General features: G+C 65.5%; 18 protein-coding genes and 1 pseudogene. 4 read left to right on the top strand and 15 right to left on the bottom strand.

Going from position 1 to position 15,507, the window contains the following annotated elements; genetic code table 11:
- Positions 1-42: 42 nt before the first annotated feature.
- The 4 genes from THSYN_RS17420 to THSYN_RS17405 all read right to left on the bottom strand — a co-directional run bounded on the left by THSYN_RS17420 (position 43) and on the right by THSYN_RS17405 (position 5,453).
- On the bottom strand, positions 43-1,536 hold the full coding sequence (locus THSYN_RS17420; RefSeq protein ID WP_100920252.1) for a hypothetical protein: 1,494 nt from the start codon (positions 1,534-1,536) through the stop codon (positions 43-45).
- Positions 1,533-2,954 carry a hypothetical protein gene (locus tag THSYN_RS17415; protein WP_100920251.1) on the bottom strand — a complete coding sequence of 474 codons (1,422 nt, stop codon included), beginning with the start codon at positions 2,952-2,954 and terminating at the stop codon, positions 1,533-1,535. Before THSYN_RS17415 ends, THSYN_RS17420 begins: the two co-directional genes overlap by 4 nt.
- A 199-nt stretch (positions 2,955-3,153) precedes the next feature.
- A complete protein-coding gene (locus THSYN_RS17410) occupies positions 3,154-3,807 on the bottom strand; it encodes a cytochrome b/b6 domain-containing protein (RefSeq protein ID WP_100920250.1) in 654 nt (217 codons plus the stop codon).
- The gene (locus tag THSYN_RS17405; RefSeq protein ID WP_100920249.1) at positions 3,807-5,453 is read right to left on the bottom strand and encodes a tetrathionate reductase family octaheme c-type cytochrome; all 1,647 of its coding nucleotides are present in this window, start codon (positions 5,451-5,453) and stop codon (positions 3,807-3,809) included. Before THSYN_RS17405 ends, THSYN_RS17410 begins: the two co-directional genes overlap by 1 nt.
- A 219-nt stretch (positions 5,454-5,672) precedes the next feature.
- Here THSYN_RS17405 and THSYN_RS17400 point away from each other — a divergent pair, with 219 nt between their 5' ends.
- The 3 genes from THSYN_RS17400 to THSYN_RS17390 all read left to right on the top strand — a co-directional run bounded on the left by THSYN_RS17400 (position 5,673) and on the right by THSYN_RS17390 (position 7,668).
- Entirely contained in the window at positions 5,673-6,194 is a 522-nt protein-coding gene (locus THSYN_RS17400; protein WP_100920248.1) for a TIGR00645 family protein, read from the top strand.
- A 94-nt stretch (positions 6,195-6,288) separates the two neighbouring features.
- Positions 6,289-6,876, top strand: a complete 588-nt coding sequence (locus THSYN_RS17395; protein WP_100920247.1) for a histidine phosphatase family protein — start codon at positions 6,289-6,291, stop codon at positions 6,874-6,876.
- Between the two features lie 6 nt (positions 6,877-6,882).
- Entirely contained in the window at positions 6,883-7,668 is a 786-nt protein-coding gene (locus THSYN_RS17390; protein WP_100920246.1) for an adenosylcobinamide-GDP ribazoletransferase, read from the top strand.
- A gap of 618 nt (positions 7,669-8,286) precedes the next feature.
- On the opposite strand, the gene THSYN_RS34025 is transcribed toward THSYN_RS17390, so the two are convergent.
- Together THSYN_RS34025 and THSYN_RS17385 are read right to left on the bottom strand one after the other, a co-directional pair.
- Positions 8,287-8,448 (bottom strand): hypothetical protein, encoded by a 162-nt coding sequence (locus THSYN_RS34025; RefSeq protein ID WP_157817750.1) that lies wholly within the window; start codon positions 8,446-8,448, stop codon positions 8,287-8,289.
- Positions 8,445-9,665: a glycosyltransferase family 4 protein gene (locus tag THSYN_RS17385; protein ID WP_172965303.1), complete on the bottom strand. Its 1,221-nt coding sequence runs from the start codon at positions 9,663-9,665 to the stop codon at positions 8,445-8,447. Before THSYN_RS17385 ends, THSYN_RS34025 begins: the two co-directional genes overlap by 4 nt.
- A gap of 704 nt (positions 9,666-10,369) precedes the next feature.
- On the opposite strand from THSYN_RS17385, the gene THSYN_RS17375 reads away from it, so the two are divergent.
- Positions 10,370-10,735, top strand: a complete 366-nt coding sequence (locus THSYN_RS17375; RefSeq protein WP_100920243.1) for a hypothetical protein — start codon at positions 10,370-10,372, stop codon at positions 10,733-10,735.
- Positions 10,736-10,888: 153 nt separating this feature from the next.
- Here THSYN_RS17375 and THSYN_RS17370 read toward each other — a convergent pair whose 3' ends face one another.
- From THSYN_RS17370 to THSYN_RS17335, 9 genes and pseudogenes are all read right to left on the bottom strand, one after another.
- Positions 10,889-12,202 carry a TRZ/ATZ family hydrolase gene (locus THSYN_RS17370; protein WP_100920242.1) on the bottom strand — a complete coding sequence of 438 codons (1,314 nt, stop codon included), beginning with the start codon at positions 12,200-12,202 and terminating at the stop codon, positions 10,889-10,891.
- 334 nt (positions 12,203-12,536) lie between these two features.
- Complete coding sequence (locus tag THSYN_RS17365) at positions 12,537-13,055, bottom strand: hypothetical protein (protein ID WP_100920241.1); 519 nt, start codon at positions 13,053-13,055, stop codon at positions 12,537-12,539.
- Positions 13,056-13,874, bottom strand: coding sequence for an AAA family ATPase (locus THSYN_RS17360; protein WP_216644566.1), 819 nt, complete (start codon positions 13,872-13,874; stop codon positions 13,056-13,058). It lies immediately after the preceding gene.
- A gap of 67 nt (positions 13,875-13,941) precedes the next feature.
- Positions 13,942-14,247: a hypothetical protein gene (locus tag THSYN_RS35410; RefSeq protein WP_216644565.1), complete on the bottom strand. Its 306-nt coding sequence runs from the start codon at positions 14,245-14,247 to the stop codon at positions 13,942-13,944.
- Positions 14,248-14,398: 151 nt separating this feature from the next.
- Positions 14,399-14,596, bottom strand: a complete 198-nt coding sequence (locus THSYN_RS17355; protein WP_236848596.1) for a DUF2281 domain-containing protein — start codon at positions 14,594-14,596, stop codon at positions 14,399-14,401.
- 28 nt (positions 14,597-14,624) lie between these two features.
- Positions 14,625-14,825, bottom strand: coding sequence for a hypothetical protein (locus THSYN_RS17350; RefSeq protein WP_100920240.1), 201 nt, complete (start codon positions 14,823-14,825; stop codon positions 14,625-14,627).
- A gap of 56 nt (positions 14,826-14,881) precedes the next feature.
- A complete protein-coding gene (locus tag THSYN_RS17345; protein WP_100920239.1) occupies positions 14,882-15,061 on the bottom strand; it encodes a hypothetical protein in 180 nt (59 codons plus the stop codon).
- A complete protein-coding gene (locus THSYN_RS17340; protein WP_100920238.1) occupies positions 15,061-15,318 on the bottom strand; it encodes a hypothetical protein in 258 nt (85 codons plus the stop codon). The genes THSYN_RS17345 and THSYN_RS17340 overlap by 1 nt, the downstream gene beginning before the upstream one ends.
- Positions 15,319-15,391: 73 nt before the next feature.
- Positions 15,392-15,502 (bottom strand): annotated as a pseudogene (locus THSYN_RS17335) (Zeta toxin family protein); the annotation flags it as partial.
- Positions 15,503-15,507 lie beyond the last annotated feature (5 nt).

Genomic DNA, 15,507 nt, shown 5'->3' with positions numbered 1-15,507 from the left:
GGCATTTTTCTTCTTGGTGTCTCTGTGTCTCCGTGAGAGGATCTAAGCAGGGTTGGCCAGGGATGCGAACGACTCGGGAAAGGCGCGGATCAGGATACGCCGGGCCAGTTGGAAGGCGAAGCTCTCGCGCTGGGTGCGGGAGAAGTCACAATGGCGAAAGAGCGTCGCCTCACCGGTGTCGCTGACCGGCGTCCAGCCGTACTTTACCCGGCGCATGCGGCTCGGGTAGAACCAGAACATGCGATAGAGGCTTTGCAGGAAGAATTGCCGGTCGCGCTCGTCGACCCGGTTCGGGGTGTCCTTTTCCAATTCCCGGATCAGTTGATCGTAGTAGGGGTCGTTGTCGTCCGCGCTACGGCGTTCCCCGAGCATACGTTTGGTCTCGAAATAGATCCGATCCAGCGGCAGGCGGCGCCCCTCGGCATCGGCGCCGATGAGGTCGGCGGTCACGCCCTCGGCCAACTCCCCAAAGGTGCGCCCGAGCAGCCCCAGCAGCAGGCGTTCGTGGGGCTGGCACTCACGCGGGAAGGCGAACATGGCGCGCAGGTCGGCCATGAAGATGAAGGCGACGTCGGCCTCGCTCAGATCATCGAGCAATTGGGTGTGGGAGGCCCAGTTACGCACCTCTTTCAGGATGGTTCCGTAGCTCGCCATATAGGTTGACTTGTCGGGCAGGTGGTTGACCTTGGCGCGGTTGTCCCATTCGCGGCTGAGCGCGTGCAGGAGGATGCGGTAGCGCTGTTTGCGCTGCTCCGTGGAGGTCGGGGCACACAGTGGCAGGAGCGCGGTCATGCTTGCCAGATAGTCCCGCACATAGTCCGGAGAGGCCGGCCCCGGGGGCCACTCCGGTTCATCTTCGCGCTTAAAGAAGAGCGAGAACACCAGCCCGTCATCGCCCCGCCGATCCATCAGGTCCTCGGCCGCGGCGCAGCCCATCAGGATGCCGCGGCGCAGGACTGAGTAGGCGTCGGCCTGCTTGTCGGCGATCCAGCGGCGCACTGTCTCGTCGCGCTTGGTATAGATGACGGGCGCGGCGAGCTTGGCCGCCTCGAAGGCGCTGGCGATGGATGTCAGTTGATCGCCGTGATTGGAGCAGAAGAGGATATGCCGCTTCGGAAACCCGGCCTCGATCAGCAGTTCGGTGAAGATGTGATAGCCGGCGACCTTCTTGAGCTCGCTGACCGCGGCGCGCCAGGCGGGACCCAGGGGCTCGGTGTGGCCGGCGCTGTCCTTGAGATACCGCTTCTCGCGCAGGAACCGATCGATCTCCGCCACCGCTTGCGGGTCGTCCAGGTCGTAATCCTCATAGGGCTTGAGGTCGATATCGATCACCACATAATCGATGGCAGCCAACTGCGAGGGGTCGCGCACCAGGCGGTAGGCATCGAAGAAGGTGGTCTTGAGCGTGATTCCGTGCGCGCCCAGCCAGGCTTTGAGGTCGGGCATGGCAGTCGGACACCCGGCCAGCCCGAAGACCTGGTCCACGGTCGCCCGGAGGTCGCCTTCAAAGTCCTCGATCCACAGAAAATCGCTCATTGGGGGTACTCCAGAAACAGGTTCGCGGGCAATTGCATGGCTAACGTGAAAGTTCGCCCGTCGGCGACGGTGCTGACGCGGCCCGCGAGTTTCTCGATCAGCAGATGCAGAAAATCATGGCCGCGGCCGCTGCCCTTGACCATGGCCGCCGCGCTCGGGGTCGTGGGGTTGCATACCCCGAACTCGACCTGAGGGCCTGCGGCGTGCCACCAGGCGCGGGCCGGGGTGCAGTCGTCGGCGGCGTAGTACTTGAAGAGGTTGGTAAAGGACTCGGTGCACAGGATCGTGAGGAAAGAGCCGGTCGTCCCAAAGGGTGTGAAGCAGATGGGGGACTGCGCAAAGCCGATGGTCTGAAACGGGAAGAAGCGCTCGCCGACCCAGTCGCACAGGGTGCCGAGCCCCGCCTGCGGGAGCAGTGCCATGAGCGACTCCTCCCATTCGCCGCGCAGGCGTTCGGCCAGCGCTCCGTGCTGCTCATGCCAGGCGCGCAGCCGCAACGCGCTCGGGACCAATCCGGTGCGGCGGGCGTAGCACAGAAAATGCTGCTGAATGCGCTCGCTGCCGCGCTGGGACAGGAGTTGCCCCAGGGCGAGCCCCAGGGAGCGGACGACGACCTGCTCCAGGGTCGCGGGGCCGGCCTGATCGTCCTGCAATTTATGGCGCAGGACCTGCGTATCGGTGGAGATCAGGCCGAAAATATCAAGCAGGCCGCGCATGGTGTTGACCGCCTCGCGGTGCACCCAGGGGCTGTTCTCATGCTCGGTGTTATAGATGATGCGATCGAGCGACCCGCGGAATTTGTGGGCCACCAGGGCCATCACGTCCTCCTGCTCCTTGTTCTTGACGCGCAGCACCTCGGCGTCATAGATGGCACGTTCGGCCAACTCGGTCTTGGCGTGCAGGCGGCGCAGATACCGCAGTTGAAACAGATAGCCGCGGTAATACTCCTCGCCCAGCACGATCGAGCAGAAGGCCGGGATGGTGAGCAGGGTCAGCAACTCCATGGCGTGACCGCCATCGGCGGGGATGGTCGCGGGAAAGAACAGCGTCCGGAGCAGGATCAGCGACGCGAACCCAATCATCAGCCAGGCGAGCCGGTTCAGGTAGTGCGGGTGGCGATTGGTATAGCGGATCGGATCGGAGAAAACGCGGATGGCCGGAAACATGACCGCCAGGCGGTCGCTCCCGGGGGTGTCGGGCAGCGCACGGCGGGCCACGCGCGCGATCCGATGGTGCGCCCGCCGACCGTAGGTGGCCGCCATGATCACCGTGGTGACGTAGATCCAGAACAGGATCGGCGATTCGGTGAACATCGCGCTCAGGGAGGGCAGGCGGTTGGTCGACAGAAAGACCATATAGGTCGCGATTTCCATCAGGCAGTAGCCGACAGCGATCTTGGTGAAGGTCGAAATGTGCATGGGCGAGGGGGCTCGGGGCGGCGGCCCGCCGACGCGGGTTGCGCGGGGCCGGGGCCGACAGGATCGCACGCCGCGGCGCTCAGGGCTAGTGACCGGCGCGCGGTCCGATCGCCGGTGCGGTCGTCGGCACTCGCGTTGCGGTGGGGGACCGCGGCGGGTTCGACAGTCTCGGTGCGCCCCGGGGGGCGCACCGGGGGGGTCAGCGGATGTGGCTCGGTTCGTCCTGGATCAGATAGGCCTCTTCCTCCGGACTGAGTTCGACCTTGTCGAATCCGGTGAGCATGGGCTTGACGTGGTGTGCGAAGGAGCCACCGATGGTCAGCATGTACACATGCATGACGACGAAGGCGAGGATCGCATAGGCGGTGGCGGTGTGGACCAGGGCGACCCATTGCAGCCAGGCGGCGGCGCCGGGGTTGTCGCCCCAGGCGAAGTACAGCAGATAGGCGATCCCGGAGGCCCAGATGAGCGGGAAGAGCACGCCCTTGAGCGCCAGGTAGGCGATGGCCTGGAGCGGATTGTGCTTGCGCCAGAATGCCTTGCGGTAGGGGTGGCGTTCGCCCAGGAAGATCCCGTAGGAATAGAAGCGCACCACCTGTCCAAGCCCGCGGGCGGTGGGCAGGTAGTGCTTCCAGTTGCCGGTGGTGAAGAGCCAGAAGGTGGCGAGGACCCACAGGCCCAGGAGCGCCAGGGCGGCCAGGGTGTGCAGGGTCACGGCCCGATCGAAGCTGATCCAGTCATGGAGCCCGTGGATGGCGAACCCTGTAATTAACATGGTAACAATCAGGGCCATCTGGGTCCAGTGCCAGAAGCGTTCGAAGTGCGAATAGATCAGGACCTCACGCGTACTCATCACTGACTCCCCTCGGGGCGGTTCTTGCGGCGCAGAATCCGGCGGAGCAGGCCGTGGGCCAGGGCCCCGCCGAGGGTGCCGGAGACAAGGAAGATCCCCGCGAGATCCAGCCAGCGGCTGCGGTCCCGCCCGGGCAGGTAGACGCCCGTGATCTGGCCCAGGCGTCCGTCCTTGCTGTGGCACTCGCGGCAGCCCAAGGCGCCCTCCTTGGGGGCGACCATGTGGGTGATGGGCCAGTAGGAGACGGTCTCCAGGAAGCCCCAGGAGCCGGAGTAGGGGAGGTCGAACTGTTTCATGCCGTGCGCAATGGCCTTGCCCATGTCGTAGTTGCCCCAGTAGGCGTCGGTGTCCTCGCCCCATAGATGGGTATAGACCAGGGTGCCGTTGCCGGTGTCGAAGGGCTGCCAGGTCCGCATCCGCTTGAAGGGCCAGATGCGCGAGCGCCCGTCTTCGCGCGAGCCCTCGTAGGCGTTGATGGCGATGGGCTGCTGCTCGATGTCGAAATGGGTGTCGACGGTGGTATAGCGCATCTGGCCGTCGAACCAGCCGTATTGGGGGATGACGTTCTCACCGTAGGTGAAGGTGCCCTTGATGGACTTATAGGTATAACGCTCCTCCCCATTGCCCTGGGTGTACCCGTGTTCGTGGTAGCCCTCGCCGTTCTTGGTCTTGCCGGCGGTGCGCCAGTCCCAATCCATCACGGTGGCGACCCCGCCGCGGGCGAGCGCGGGGATATGGCAGGTCTGGCAGGCGACTGAGGCGACGTGATGGTTGAGCTTGCGGTGCTCGACCGAGCCGGACTGGTGGGGCGCCGTGCCGTGGCACGACTCGCAGGTGGCCACGTCGCGGCGCTGACCGGGCCGGCCGGCGCCGACCTTGTCCTTGGCGATGATGGCATAGCGGCTGCCGGCCCAGACGTGGTCGCGCGTGACATGGCAGGCGGTGCAGGAGAAATTCTGCCCGTTCGGGGACATGTGCACGTCGAGATCCCGGGGCGGGTGCTTGAGGGCCGAGGACAGGTCGCCATGCTTGACGTTGTCCCCGCCGCCGCCGTTGAAGTGACAGGCGCCGCAGTTGGCGCGCTGCGGCAGGCCGACGCTCTGGGCGATCTCGACCAGATTCATGGCGGGCAGTCCCTCGAACATCACGGCGCAGGCCTTGCTGCCGCCGCTGTTGGGGGTCTTGTAATAGGTGCCGGTGTGGTCGTGACAGACCAGGCAATCGATGTTGTCCTGGTTGGTGAAATCGAAGGTCTCGTCCTTCCAGCCATAGCCGGCGTGACACTGGGCGCACATCCCCTCATTGCCCCGGGCATTGGTGCAGAAGTTGTTGACCAGGTGCTTCTTGCCGAGTTGCTGGTGGGAGTCGGGGTCGGTGAAGTCCCAGGTCCAGTGGATATTCTTCATGAAGTGCCGGCCGGTCTCGGTGTGGCAGGTGAGACAGGCCTGGGTGACCTCCGGACCCGAGGCGAAAGGCCCCTTTAAGACCTTGAACTTGCTATGGTCGGCGCTGCCGCCGGTCAGGGGGCCTGAGACCTGGGCGGCGGCATCGCCCTCGATCGGCGGGGTCGGCCAGTTGCTCCGCGCCTGGGCGGGGGTGAGTGGTATCAGTGCCAGGGCAAGCACGATGCCGAGCAGGGTACGCATGGTTGTTGTCCTCCGGGGTTGCAGGGCTTATGTCCGGTTTTTTTTGGGGGTCGTGGGTCAGGACCAGTCCCGGTCCGGCGCCCGATTCTGCACGAAGGCGGTGGGTTTGTCACCGCTGATCCGCAAGGTGCGGTGAGGTTGGCGGTGCGGTTCGCGTTGACGGCGCTGACGGGTGCGCCGACACTAGTGGCCCTGGAGATGCCTGTGGAGTGATTGGTTGTGGAACGTCTGATCGAACGCCTGTTGTTTGCGAGCCGCTGGCTGCTGGCCCCTGTCTATCTTGGTCTCTCTCTGACCCTCTTGTTGCTCGGCATCAAGTTTTTTGAGGAGGTCTGGCACCTGGCCCATGTCTGGCAGGTGAGCGAGTCCGACATGATCCTGGGTGTACTCGCCCTGATCGACCTGTCCCTGGTCGCCAGCCTGGTGGTGATGGTGATGTTCTCGGGCTACGAGAATTTCGTCTCGCGCCTGGATATCGGGGAGGGGGACGACAAGCTCGGGTGGCTGGGCAAGCTCGATGCAGGGACCCTGAAGCTCAAGGTGGCGGCGTCCATCGTGGCGATCTCCTCCATCCACCTGTTGCAGAAGTTCGTCAATATCGAAAATACCCCCAACGACAAGCTTATGTGGTACGTGATCCTACACCTGACCTTCGTCGTATCGGCGCTGTTGATGGGGGTGCTGGATCGCATCGCCTTTGCCAGCCATCGCGAGGATGACGGGACCGATGCGAAGCACTGAGCCCTCTAATCCTGATCAAGAACATTGTTTTGCCGGCGGGCGAGTCGTCGCTGCACCGCCCGGGGTCGCCGCCTGATGTTGCGGATGACCGCAGATGTCTGATCGCTTTATCGTTCTGATGCGGCATGGCGAGGTCGCCGGTGGACCACGGTTTCGCGGGGCTTGCGACGATGCCCTGAGCGCCGCGGGCTGGGCGCAGTTGCGCCGGGCCGCGACTCGGGAGCCGGCCATCGGTCACATCGTCAGTTCCCCGGCGCGCCGTTGTGCGGACTTTGCCCGCGCCCTGGCCGCCGAACGGGGCCTGTCCGTGGACCTGTCCGCGGCCTTCAGTGAACGCCGCTTCGGAGACTGGGAGGGGCTCGCCGCCGACCAGATCCCCGCCGCTGAACTCACCCGTTTCTGGGACGACCCGGTGGGCTACACCCCGCCCGGGGCCGAGCCCTTCGCCGCCTTCCGGCAACGGGTGCTCGATGGCTGGCAGGCGCTCCTCGCGGCCGGCGCGGCGCACACCCTGGTCCTGACCCATGGCGGTACTTTGCGGGTCATCCTCGCGCAGGTGTTGGGGATGGGCGACGGCTCAGGCATCCAGGTTGAAGTCCCGCCCGCCTGCGTGACCCGGTTGCGACTGCCCGCGCCGCCGGGTCGGCCGAGCCTCGTCTCCCACGCCGCGTCAGCGTCCTGAGCCGTGATGAGAAGAGGGATTACCGAGCGGCTCGCGGATCAGCCGAGCCTTCGCCCGCTCTGGATCGCCGGCCGCTTCCTGACCCGCTACTCCTTTCCGGATCCGGGCGCGGTTACACCGGCCGAACGCGGTCTGGCGGTCCCCTGGTATCCGGTGATTGGGCTGGTACTGGGGCTCGTGCTCGCAGCCGTCGCCTTCCTGCTGGGGCCGACGGTCCTGGCGCGGCCGGCCGGGGTCGCGGCGGCCCTGGTGCTGGGCCTGTGGGTCTGGTCGACCGGCGGGCTCCACCTCGATGGTCTGGCGGACACCGTGGACGCCTGGGTCGGCGGGCTGGGCAATCGCGAGCGCACGCTCGCCATTATGAAGGACCCCAGCAGCGGACCCGCCGGGGTCAGTGCCCTGATCCTGATCCTGATCGCCAAGTTCGCCGCCCTGGAGGCCCTGATCGGGGCGGGGGACGCATGGCCGCTCCTGTGGGTGCCCGTGCTGGCGCGTGCGCAGTTGCCCCTGCTCCTGCTGACCACGCCCTACGCCCGCCCAGGCGGCATGGCCGCCGACCCGGCGCGCCACGCCCCCGCGGGGGCCGTGCGCCTGATCGTTGCGCTGAGCGCCGGTGCCGGGGTGGTGGTCCTGGGGTGGGTGGGCCTGCTGCTCGTGGGCGTGGCGGCGCTCCTGTACTGGCTGCTGCGACGGGCCCTGATGAGGCGTCTGGGCGGGTTCACCGGGGACACCGCGGGCGCCTTGGTGGAATTGACCGAGGCCCTGCTGATCCTGGTGCTGGCGGTGATTTAGGGTGGCTGGCCGCGCCAAGATCAAGCGCATTCTCGACCCTTGGTGGCCGCGTCCAAGGCCCCCTCTGCAGGCCCAAAAACCCGCCGACGGTCGGCGCTGGTCCGACTGTCGACGGGTCGCAAGAATGCCCTCCCTGGCTGAAATCCTTATCCAAACCGCGTCCCTGCAGTGAATTCGGTCCACCCCGTCCAATCCCTTTGGTCCCTGCGCCAATCCTGGGGCCTCGCATCCCTGGAACTGCCCCGGACCAAGCTCCCTGTCCCTGTCCAGCACCTCCCGTTGCTCCCATGCGGCGCCCGGCGTCCAGTTTCCGACCCTGTATCTGTCCTTTCGAGAGTAAGGATAGGCGCCAGCGCGCCTGCCCGATAGGGAAGAGCTTCTCGTGGCACCCGGCGAAATTTCCCGGAAGCCTGTCGGAATTTTCCGACCAGCGGGCCGGTACCGCTGTCGGCCCGGTCGAATCGACCAACTTGCGTGGGTCGGCGACCCGGATTTTTCCCGGGGTGAGCGGCCTCGTCGCTGGACTGCCGCTCGCTTCGGTCTCGCCGGGATCGCGGTTCCGGGGCCGGCGGCAGGCCGCCCCCGTCTCTCCCCGCTTGCGGGCGAGGGGACGAAACGCTATCTGCCTCTATCTGCCTCAATGGTGAGAACGCTGGGGCTCCAGCCGTCATCGCGCAGATGCTCGATCAACCTGGTTGCACGCAGACGCCCAATGGTCTTGATCGGCGGGAACTCGTCGGCGACCAACAACACCGTCTTGTCGGCCGGATGCGGGCTCACCACCAACGTCTCCTGCGGGTCTTCGCAACCCGCGCGCACAGTGCATGGAAAACCGGCGCCCGGTCGGCGGACTTGCACTGCTGTGCCACCTCCAAGCCGCGCTGCCCCATCGCCTCGCGTTTTGCGTCATCAGTGAGCAGATCGACGATGGCGGCCGCGATTGCCGGTACCCTGGTGCCATCGACGCTCAGTCCGGTCTCGCCATGACGTACCGCCTCCACGGCGCCCCCGGCTACGCCCGCAATGACGGCCTTGGCGCAGGCGTTGGCCTCCAGGAAGACCAGGCCGAAGCCTTCGGTATCGTGATTGTCAAGCTCGCGATTGGGCATCACAAACAGATCACAGAGCCGATAGTGGGCGACCAATTCGGTCACCGGGATACGGCCGGTAAAGGTGACATGGGGTGTGAGGCTCAGGTCCTCGACCAGGCGCCGCAGCTCGGGCTCGAATTCACCGGTGCCCACGATGAGGTAGTGGGCATTGGGGACCCGTTCCAGGATGGACGGCAGGGCGCGCAGGGTCATGTCGATCCCCTTGCGCTCGACCAGCCGCCCGACGGTGAGAATGATCCGCTTTCCGGTGAGCCCGTAGCGCTCGATGAGGGCTGGGTCGGTGGGTCCCGGGCGGAAGTAAGACACATCGACACCATTGATTATCAGGGTAATCTTCTCGCGGGCGATGCCGTACAGGTCGATGAGTTGGCGGCTCGTGAACTGGCTGACCGCGACCAGCGCGTCGGCCCAGTGCAGGTAATGGCGGCGGCGGCGTCCGAAGATACGGTAGGAGGATTCGGTGGTGATCTCCTCACCGTGGATGTAGATGATGAAGGGAATACCGAGCAGGCGGCGCAGGGCGAGTCCCAGCCAGGTGCCGGAGTTTAGTTCACAGATACAGACGCAGTCGATTTTTTCCTTGCGCACCAGCTTCACGGCGGTCCATAGTACGCGCAGCTTGAGCGGCAGGTCGACGGCCAGATGCAGCCACAGGGACTGCGGCAGGGAGCGCGAACTGACTACCGGTGCGCGCAGCAATTCGATACGGGTGATCGGAAACCCGGCCTTGGCGTCATACTCGCGCCAGCCCTCGATCTCTTCGCCGGTGACATAGTGGCGCCACGGCGCCAGGACATGGACGCTGTCCTTTGGGCTGAATTGACACAGGCCCTCATAAACGACCGCTGAACCGCCATTGATCGGCGGAAAGATGCTTGCGAACATGAGACACTTCATCGTCAGCTACCGCCCCGGGCCGGCCCGCAACGGCGGACGGACCGGGCCGCCGACGACGGTGGCATCCTCAAGGTAGTGCAAGACGATCTGAGAGTCTTTGCGGGGCTTGCGCGGCATAATGAAGGATTCTTTATCGTCATTCTCGCGGGTCGGTTGGCGACGCCGTCCCCGCATCCTCTGCGGCCGCACCGCGCTGCTGCGGCAGGCGGTGCGGCCGGCGCCGGTGGGCACGACGGCGATATATTGACCCTCCTGACTGGCAACGTCCAGCGTGGCGTCTATCGTCATGCGCGCGGTGCGAGGCGCTGCCAGTCAGGGTACCGGCGGCCGCGCGGGTCGAGCCAGCGCCGGAGCCACCTAGCGAACCCCGGCCGGGCGTCCGACAATTCCCGTACAATGGTACCTGGCGGCAGGCAGTGCCCCCCCGGAAATCCGGCAAATCGGCCCTTCGTCGGGCCAGAGTCTATCAGCGTCGAGCAGGAGATTGACTGTTCTGTGAACACCGAGGCCGTTGTCGTTGGCCTCGAGACCAACGGATTGGGGGTGGTTCGAGCCCTGGGCCGAGCCGGGGTACCGGTGCTGGGTCTGACATCCGCGCCGCGGAAACCCACCGCCCGTTCGCGGTTTTGCCGCGTCCTGCTGACCCCCGACGAGTGCAGCGAGGCAATCCTGGATCGACTGCTGGAGATCGGGTGCCGGCCGGGCAACCTGCGCCCCTTGATCCCGGGGCAGCGCTGGCGAATGGGCTCAATATCCCCTATGCCGCCTACCTGGACTTGGTGGGTCGGCCGATCGGGCAAATGACGCCGACGGTCGCACCGGTCCTCTGGGTCGATCGGGTAAACGATACGCGGGGCGCGCGGGCGGCGATGCAGGCCGGCGGCTTACCGGCCGACGGGGTGGTGCGCAATGTCTGTGAGCGCGATGACCGCAAGGTGATCGACATCTCCATGAATTTCTATGCTGTCCATGTGCAGCGCGTGCCCCTTGCCGGGACCCTTCCGAGCGTCGAGGAGAACGGTCGGCGGGTAGTCGCCGGCAGCGACGACGGTCCCTAATCGCGGCCGCGGTGAGGCGGTTCTCAGGCCATGCCCTGACCGCTGGCCCGAAAATCCACGTCACCTCACGGTGACACCTAGAACCTAGGTAAGTAATTGTTTCTTATTGGTTCTTCCGTGTCTCCGTGAGAGGATTTTCTGGAATGCGGGCCGCTACGCCGGGGCGAGTCGTTGCGCCCAGCCCTGGGCCGCGGCGATGACGGCGTCCTGGTCGAGACTGGTTGGTGCGCCGTCGCGGATCACCTGACGCCCCTGCACCCACACCTGGCGGACCTGATGGCGCCCGGCCGCATAGACCAGGTGCGAGACGGCGCGATAGAGCGGCTGGGTGTTGGCGTCACGCAGATCGAGCGCCACCAGGTCGGCCGCCTTGCCGGGCTCGATGGACCCGATCTCGCGCTCCAGGCCCAGGGCGTGCGCGCCATTGAGGGTCGCCATGCGCAGGGCCGCCGCCGCCGGGAGCGCCGCGGCCGAGCCCGCGACCCCCTTGGCGAGCAGGGCCGCGGTGCGCATCTCAGCGAGCAGATCGAGGTCGTTGTTGCTGGCGGCCCCATCGGTGCCCAAGGCCACGTTCACGCCGGCCGCGAGCAGCCGGGCGACCGGGCAGAACCCGCTGGCGAGCTTGAGGTTGGACTCCGGGCAGTGCACCACATGGGCCCCGGCGGCGGCCAGACGCTCGATCTCCGCGTCGTCCAGTTGGGTCATATGCGCCGCCACCAGCCCGGGTCCGACCAGGCCCAGGGCCTCCAGGCGCGCCAGCGGGCGCGCCCCGTGGTCGCGCAGCGACGCGACCACCTCGTCGCGGGTCTCGTGCAGGTGGATATGGACCGGCACCTCCAACTCGTCGGCCAGGGTGCGGATCCGCTCCAGGGGCGCGTCGGACACCGCATAGGGCGAGTGGGGGGCGAAGCCGATGCGGATCAGGGGGTGGCCGCGGTAGTGTGCGTGCAGGGCCAGACCCTTGGCGATATAGGCGTCGGCGCCGTCCGCATAGCCGGTGGGCAGATCCACTACGATCATGCCGATCAGCGCCCGCATCCCGGCGTCCGCCGCCACCTGTGCGGTCACCTCCGGGTAAAAGTACATGTCGTTGAAGCAGGTGACGCCGCCGCGCAGCATCTCCAACACCGCCAGCCGACTGCCGTCACCCACGAAGCGCGGGTCCACCCGGCGCGTCTCGGTGGGCCAGATATAGTCGTGGAGCCAGGTCATGAGGGGCAGGTCATCGGCCAGCCCGCGCATCAGGGTCATGGCCGCATGGGTGTGGGCATTGACCAGGCCCGGGATCAGCACATGACCGGGCAGCTCGTGCACCCGTGCGGCGGTGATCGACCGGCGGGCCTCCGGGGCGGGCAGGACGGCGAGGATACGACCGTCCGCCACTGCCACCGCATGGTCCCGCAACTCGCGGTCCTGCGCGTCCACGGGGAGCAGCCACTGGGGGAAGATCAGGAAGTCGGCATGCATGGGTCGGGGCCTATGGCAGCGGGTGCGAATCGGCGACGGTAACCGTCATCATCCTACCCGTTGCCCCCGTGGAAACCAATCATGCCGCGGCCCGGCCGCGAAGCCCATGGTCTGCGCCTCGGTAAGGCGTTGATTGCTGAGTGTCGTTGCGCCGTGCCAGCCGACCGATCGGGCCTGAGGCGAGCGCGCTGGTAGGCCGACACCGGTGCAGTCTCCCTCCGGCCGCGTTCGCCTTTGGGGCGGGGCGGCGCTGCCGACGCCGGGGGGCGGTGCCGATTCCGCGCGGTGCTCGTTGGTTTTGCTTCCACTTCGCGGGTCTTCATTGAGTCACCGGCTACTGCCTCGGCGAATGGCCTTTGGTTGTAAGGGGCTCGCATCGTCCCTTCCCGAGCTCTTTGCGAATCCAGCAAGTCCGGACACTCACGAATGACTCGAAGGGGTTGCGCGCCAACAGCGCCTCGGCCCGAGCCTCACGCGCCTCGCGAGTTGCAGTCTTTCCCTTGAACTCCCGCTCCATCCTGGCTCGTTCGGCGTCTATCGCCGCCTTGCGTGCGGCGACCAATGCCGGATGATTCAAATTCAGGATCGCCTTGCGAAGATCAATAGGAGGAAACGGATAGCGCTCCTGGACCCGTCGCTCGCAATAAACGCAGAGGGCGCGCTGCTCACGGTACAACACCGCGCGCAGTTTGCTCTTTTCCAACCCATCGAATGTGCTGCGAGCAAAGACCGCTCGGTTGGTTGCCGCTGGTAAGTCCGCGAGCAAAGCGCGCTCCGCATCGGCGAGGCGGCGCGGAGTCTGGCCGTCCGGCGAAATATCCGCCGGTGGCCATGGCTTCGAGACCCCGCGCATTTAGTCCTGCTCCATCATTAAACCTTGCGCCCGAATCAGCTCGGGGTCCAGGTCTCCCCAGCGCCCGTGCAGGTCCCGGTAGATCCGCGCGGCGTCATCGCGTCGTCCGCTGTCAATGGCGTTGTAGAGTTCGCGTAAGGCCACGACACCAGCGTCATCGCGGTCGTCAGTGTTCATCAGTTCGCGCAGGATCGCGTTACTGTCCCTACCCTCGACCAAGACATCTTGCTCTGCCAGTCCCCAGCCCGCGAGTCGGCGTACCTGGCGATTCTCGACGCTGCTCAAGACCTGCGGCGAATGGGTGGTGAGCACGAATTGAAGCCGTGGAAAGGCGTTGCGGAGTCCATCGATGACCACGCGTTGCCAGCGGGGGTGGAGGTGTAGATCAATCTCGTCGATCAGGACCACACCCTCAATGCGCTCGGGCGCTTCCAGTCCGTCGGTCTCGTTGAGCAGGACCGCGCGCCGGGCGATGTCGCCGATCAGCGCCAGAAAGACGTGGTACCCGTCGGAGAGTTCGGCCCAGGGTGTGACCTGCCCGTTCTCGAACCAGACCACTGGGCCGCCCATACCCGGATGCCCGGGCCAGATCTTCGTAACGCCGGGTGCCGCACGCGCCATCGCCGCGCAGACCGCGTTGGAAAACGGTGAGTCCCGCTTCACGGCCGTGGGACGAATGGGAAAACCCGCTATCCCCCAGGCCAGGAGCGTATCGAGCAGCAGGGTCTCGTTGACGGTGGGGTCGAGCGATGACGCATAGCCAGCCCTGCGGTCCCGGATGTCGAGCGCGGACCTTGCCGGGCGCCGGGGGCTACGCAAGCGGTCGGTTCCGTACCACGCGAACAGCGGCCACCGGGCACCGGGCACCCGAATCGCCTCAATGGCGTCAAATATCTCGCCGGTGCGGTCGGTCAGGCGACTGGATGCCGGATTGCGCGCCAACGCCCATTGGACTTCGCGTCCCGCGTCCACCCGCCGTCCAGGTCATGGAGCAGGGGCCTGCCGGCTCACGCTGACTGCCCTTGCCGACCGGGATCCGGCGGAGGTCCCGCATCGCGTCGAACTTGAGCGACTTGGGGCTCTGAGGTTGGAACACCGCGATGCCCATTGCCAGCGCGGCGAGGGTCGCCGACTTCCCACCTCCGTTTTCGGCGAAGAGCACGGTGAGATCAGGCTCGATCGCCAGGTCCAACTGCTCGAAGCAGCGAAAATTTTCGAGTTGCAGGCGGTTGAATCGGAATATGATTGCGCTCTACGCCAGTTCGTTCGGAGCGTCGGGGGCGGCGCTAATCCCAACGGTTGAGCAAACGCCGCCTACCACTCGGTCTACGAACATGCTGCGCCTATAGATCATTCCACACCTCATCTTCCGGGTTATCCCCGACGGCAGCGAGCGAAGCCGCTTGGGCACCCATCAGATCCTCCCATTCCGCTCGCTCGCTCTTTTCCTTTAGATAGCCGATGAAATCCAGCACCTCCCGAGCCTGGGTCTCGGGGAGTGTCTTGATCTGTTCGTAGGCCAACTCTGCAACAGTCATCATTCATTCTCCCGAAGTGATCCACCAGGCGTCATGATGCGCTGCCTTCGCGGTCAGGCTCGGTTGCACTAGCGGAGCCGAGCCCGTCGTTGAGCAAGGTGGCGGGCGGGCGGAACACGAATCGCGTACCGGTTTGCTCCGCCAGGCGACGCGCCCTCTCGGAGGCACGCATCAGCGCCACCGGTGCGGCCTGCATGTCGGGGTCATTGAGTCGGGAAACCGGGGTCTTCATGGGTTGCCTCCTTCGGCGATCAGGGCAGGTGGCGCGCTGGCATTGTCGTAAAACTGTCACATATGTACAAGATCAAACGGCTCGTAGTGCAGCCCGATAGCCGACAATCTGTCTGCGTCAAAAATGCATCCGGCCGAGCCCGTATCCAGCAAGACATTCTCGATCTTGACCTGCTGTCCGCGATATTCAATCTCTGCGCTGATATAAGGCAAGCCATGACGCAGCTCGATATTCATCACGCGCTCCGAATGCCAAGCCACTGCCGCTCCCGGATGTCCAGCGTATCCCGGCTGGTGTGGAAGACGTAAAGCTCCCGATGCGGGACTTCGCGATGAATCCTGGCGTAGGCGCTCAGGGCTGTCGCCGAATCGGGGAAGGCGTCAAGCACCGCCAATTGGTCAAGAATACGTTGGTCGTTTTCGGAATGGGCCTTGACTGCCTCCAGCAGAAGCCACTGTTGCGGATAATGGGCGCGGATTTCTTGCCATTGCATAGATGCGATCCGGAATTGAGTTAGAGTATCGCTGTCAGAGAGTATCAGCAGAAAGTGATTGTAGATGCTTCCTGGCATTAACGAAAATCGGGCAGTCCGCCTCGTTTGGCAGGAACTTGCGGGCGAAAGAGGTCTTGCCCGCGCCGTTGGGGCCGGCGATGATGACGATGCGCTCGGCGTTCATCAGCC

This window comes from Candidatus Thiodictyon syntrophicum, assembly GCF_002813775.1.
Lineage (GTDB): Bacteria > Pseudomonadota > Gammaproteobacteria > Chromatiales > Chromatiaceae > Thiodictyon > Thiodictyon syntrophicum.
The sequence above is the reverse complement of the archived record's forward strand: the minus strand, read 5'-3'. Positions and strand labels throughout refer to the sequence as shown.

What these genes read in the sequence shown, in the direction of transcription:
- THSYN_RS17420 (WP_100920252.1), bottom strand. Translation starts at nt 1,536, where the DNA reads ATGAGCGATTTTCTGTGGATCGAGGACTTTGAAGGCGACCTCCGGGCG.
- THSYN_RS17415 (WP_100920251.1), bottom strand. Translation starts at nt 2,954, where the DNA reads ATGCACATTTCGACCTTCACCAAGATCGCTGTCGGCTACTGCCTGATG.
- THSYN_RS17410 (WP_100920250.1), bottom strand. Translation starts at nt 3,807, where the DNA reads ATGAGTACGCGTGAGGTCCTGATCTATTCGCACTTCGAACGCTTCTGG.
- THSYN_RS17405 (WP_100920249.1), bottom strand. Translation starts at nt 5,453, where the DNA reads ATGCGTACCCTGCTCGGCATCGTGCTTGCCCTGGCACTGATACCACTC.
- THSYN_RS17395 (WP_100920247.1), top strand. Translation starts at nt 6,289, where the DNA reads ATGTCTGATCGCTTTATCGTTCTGATGCGGCATGGCGAGGTCGCCGGT.
- THSYN_RS17390 (WP_100920246.1), top strand. Translation starts at nt 6,883, where the DNA reads ATGAGAAGAGGGATTACCGAGCGGCTCGCGGATCAGCCGAGCCTTCGC.
- THSYN_RS17385 (WP_172965303.1), bottom strand. Translation starts at nt 9,665, where the DNA reads ATGTTCGCAAGCATCTTTCCGCCGATCAATGGCGGTTCAGCGGTCGTT.
- THSYN_RS17370 (WP_100920242.1), bottom strand. Translation starts at nt 12,202, where the DNA reads ATGCATGCCGACTTCCTGATCTTCCCCCAGTGGCTGCTCCCCGTGGAC.
- THSYN_RS17365 (WP_100920241.1), bottom strand. Translation starts at nt 13,055, where the DNA reads ATGCGCGGGGTCTCGAAGCCATGGCCACCGGCGGATATTTCGCCGGAC.
- THSYN_RS17355 (WP_236848596.1), bottom strand. Translation starts at nt 14,596, where the DNA reads ATGATGACTGTTGCAGAGTTGGCCTACGAACAGATCAAGACACTCCCC.
- THSYN_RS17350 (WP_100920240.1), bottom strand. Translation starts at nt 14,825, where the DNA reads ATGAAGACCCCGGTTTCCCGACTCAATGACCCCGACATGCAGGCCGCA.
- THSYN_RS17345 (WP_100920239.1), bottom strand. Translation starts at nt 15,061, where the DNA reads ATGAATATCGAGCTGCGTCATGGCTTGCCTTATATCAGCGCAGAGATT.
- THSYN_RS17340 (WP_100920238.1), bottom strand. Translation starts at nt 15,318, where the DNA reads ATGCAATGGCAAGAAATCCGCGCCCATTATCCGCAACAGTGGCTTCTG.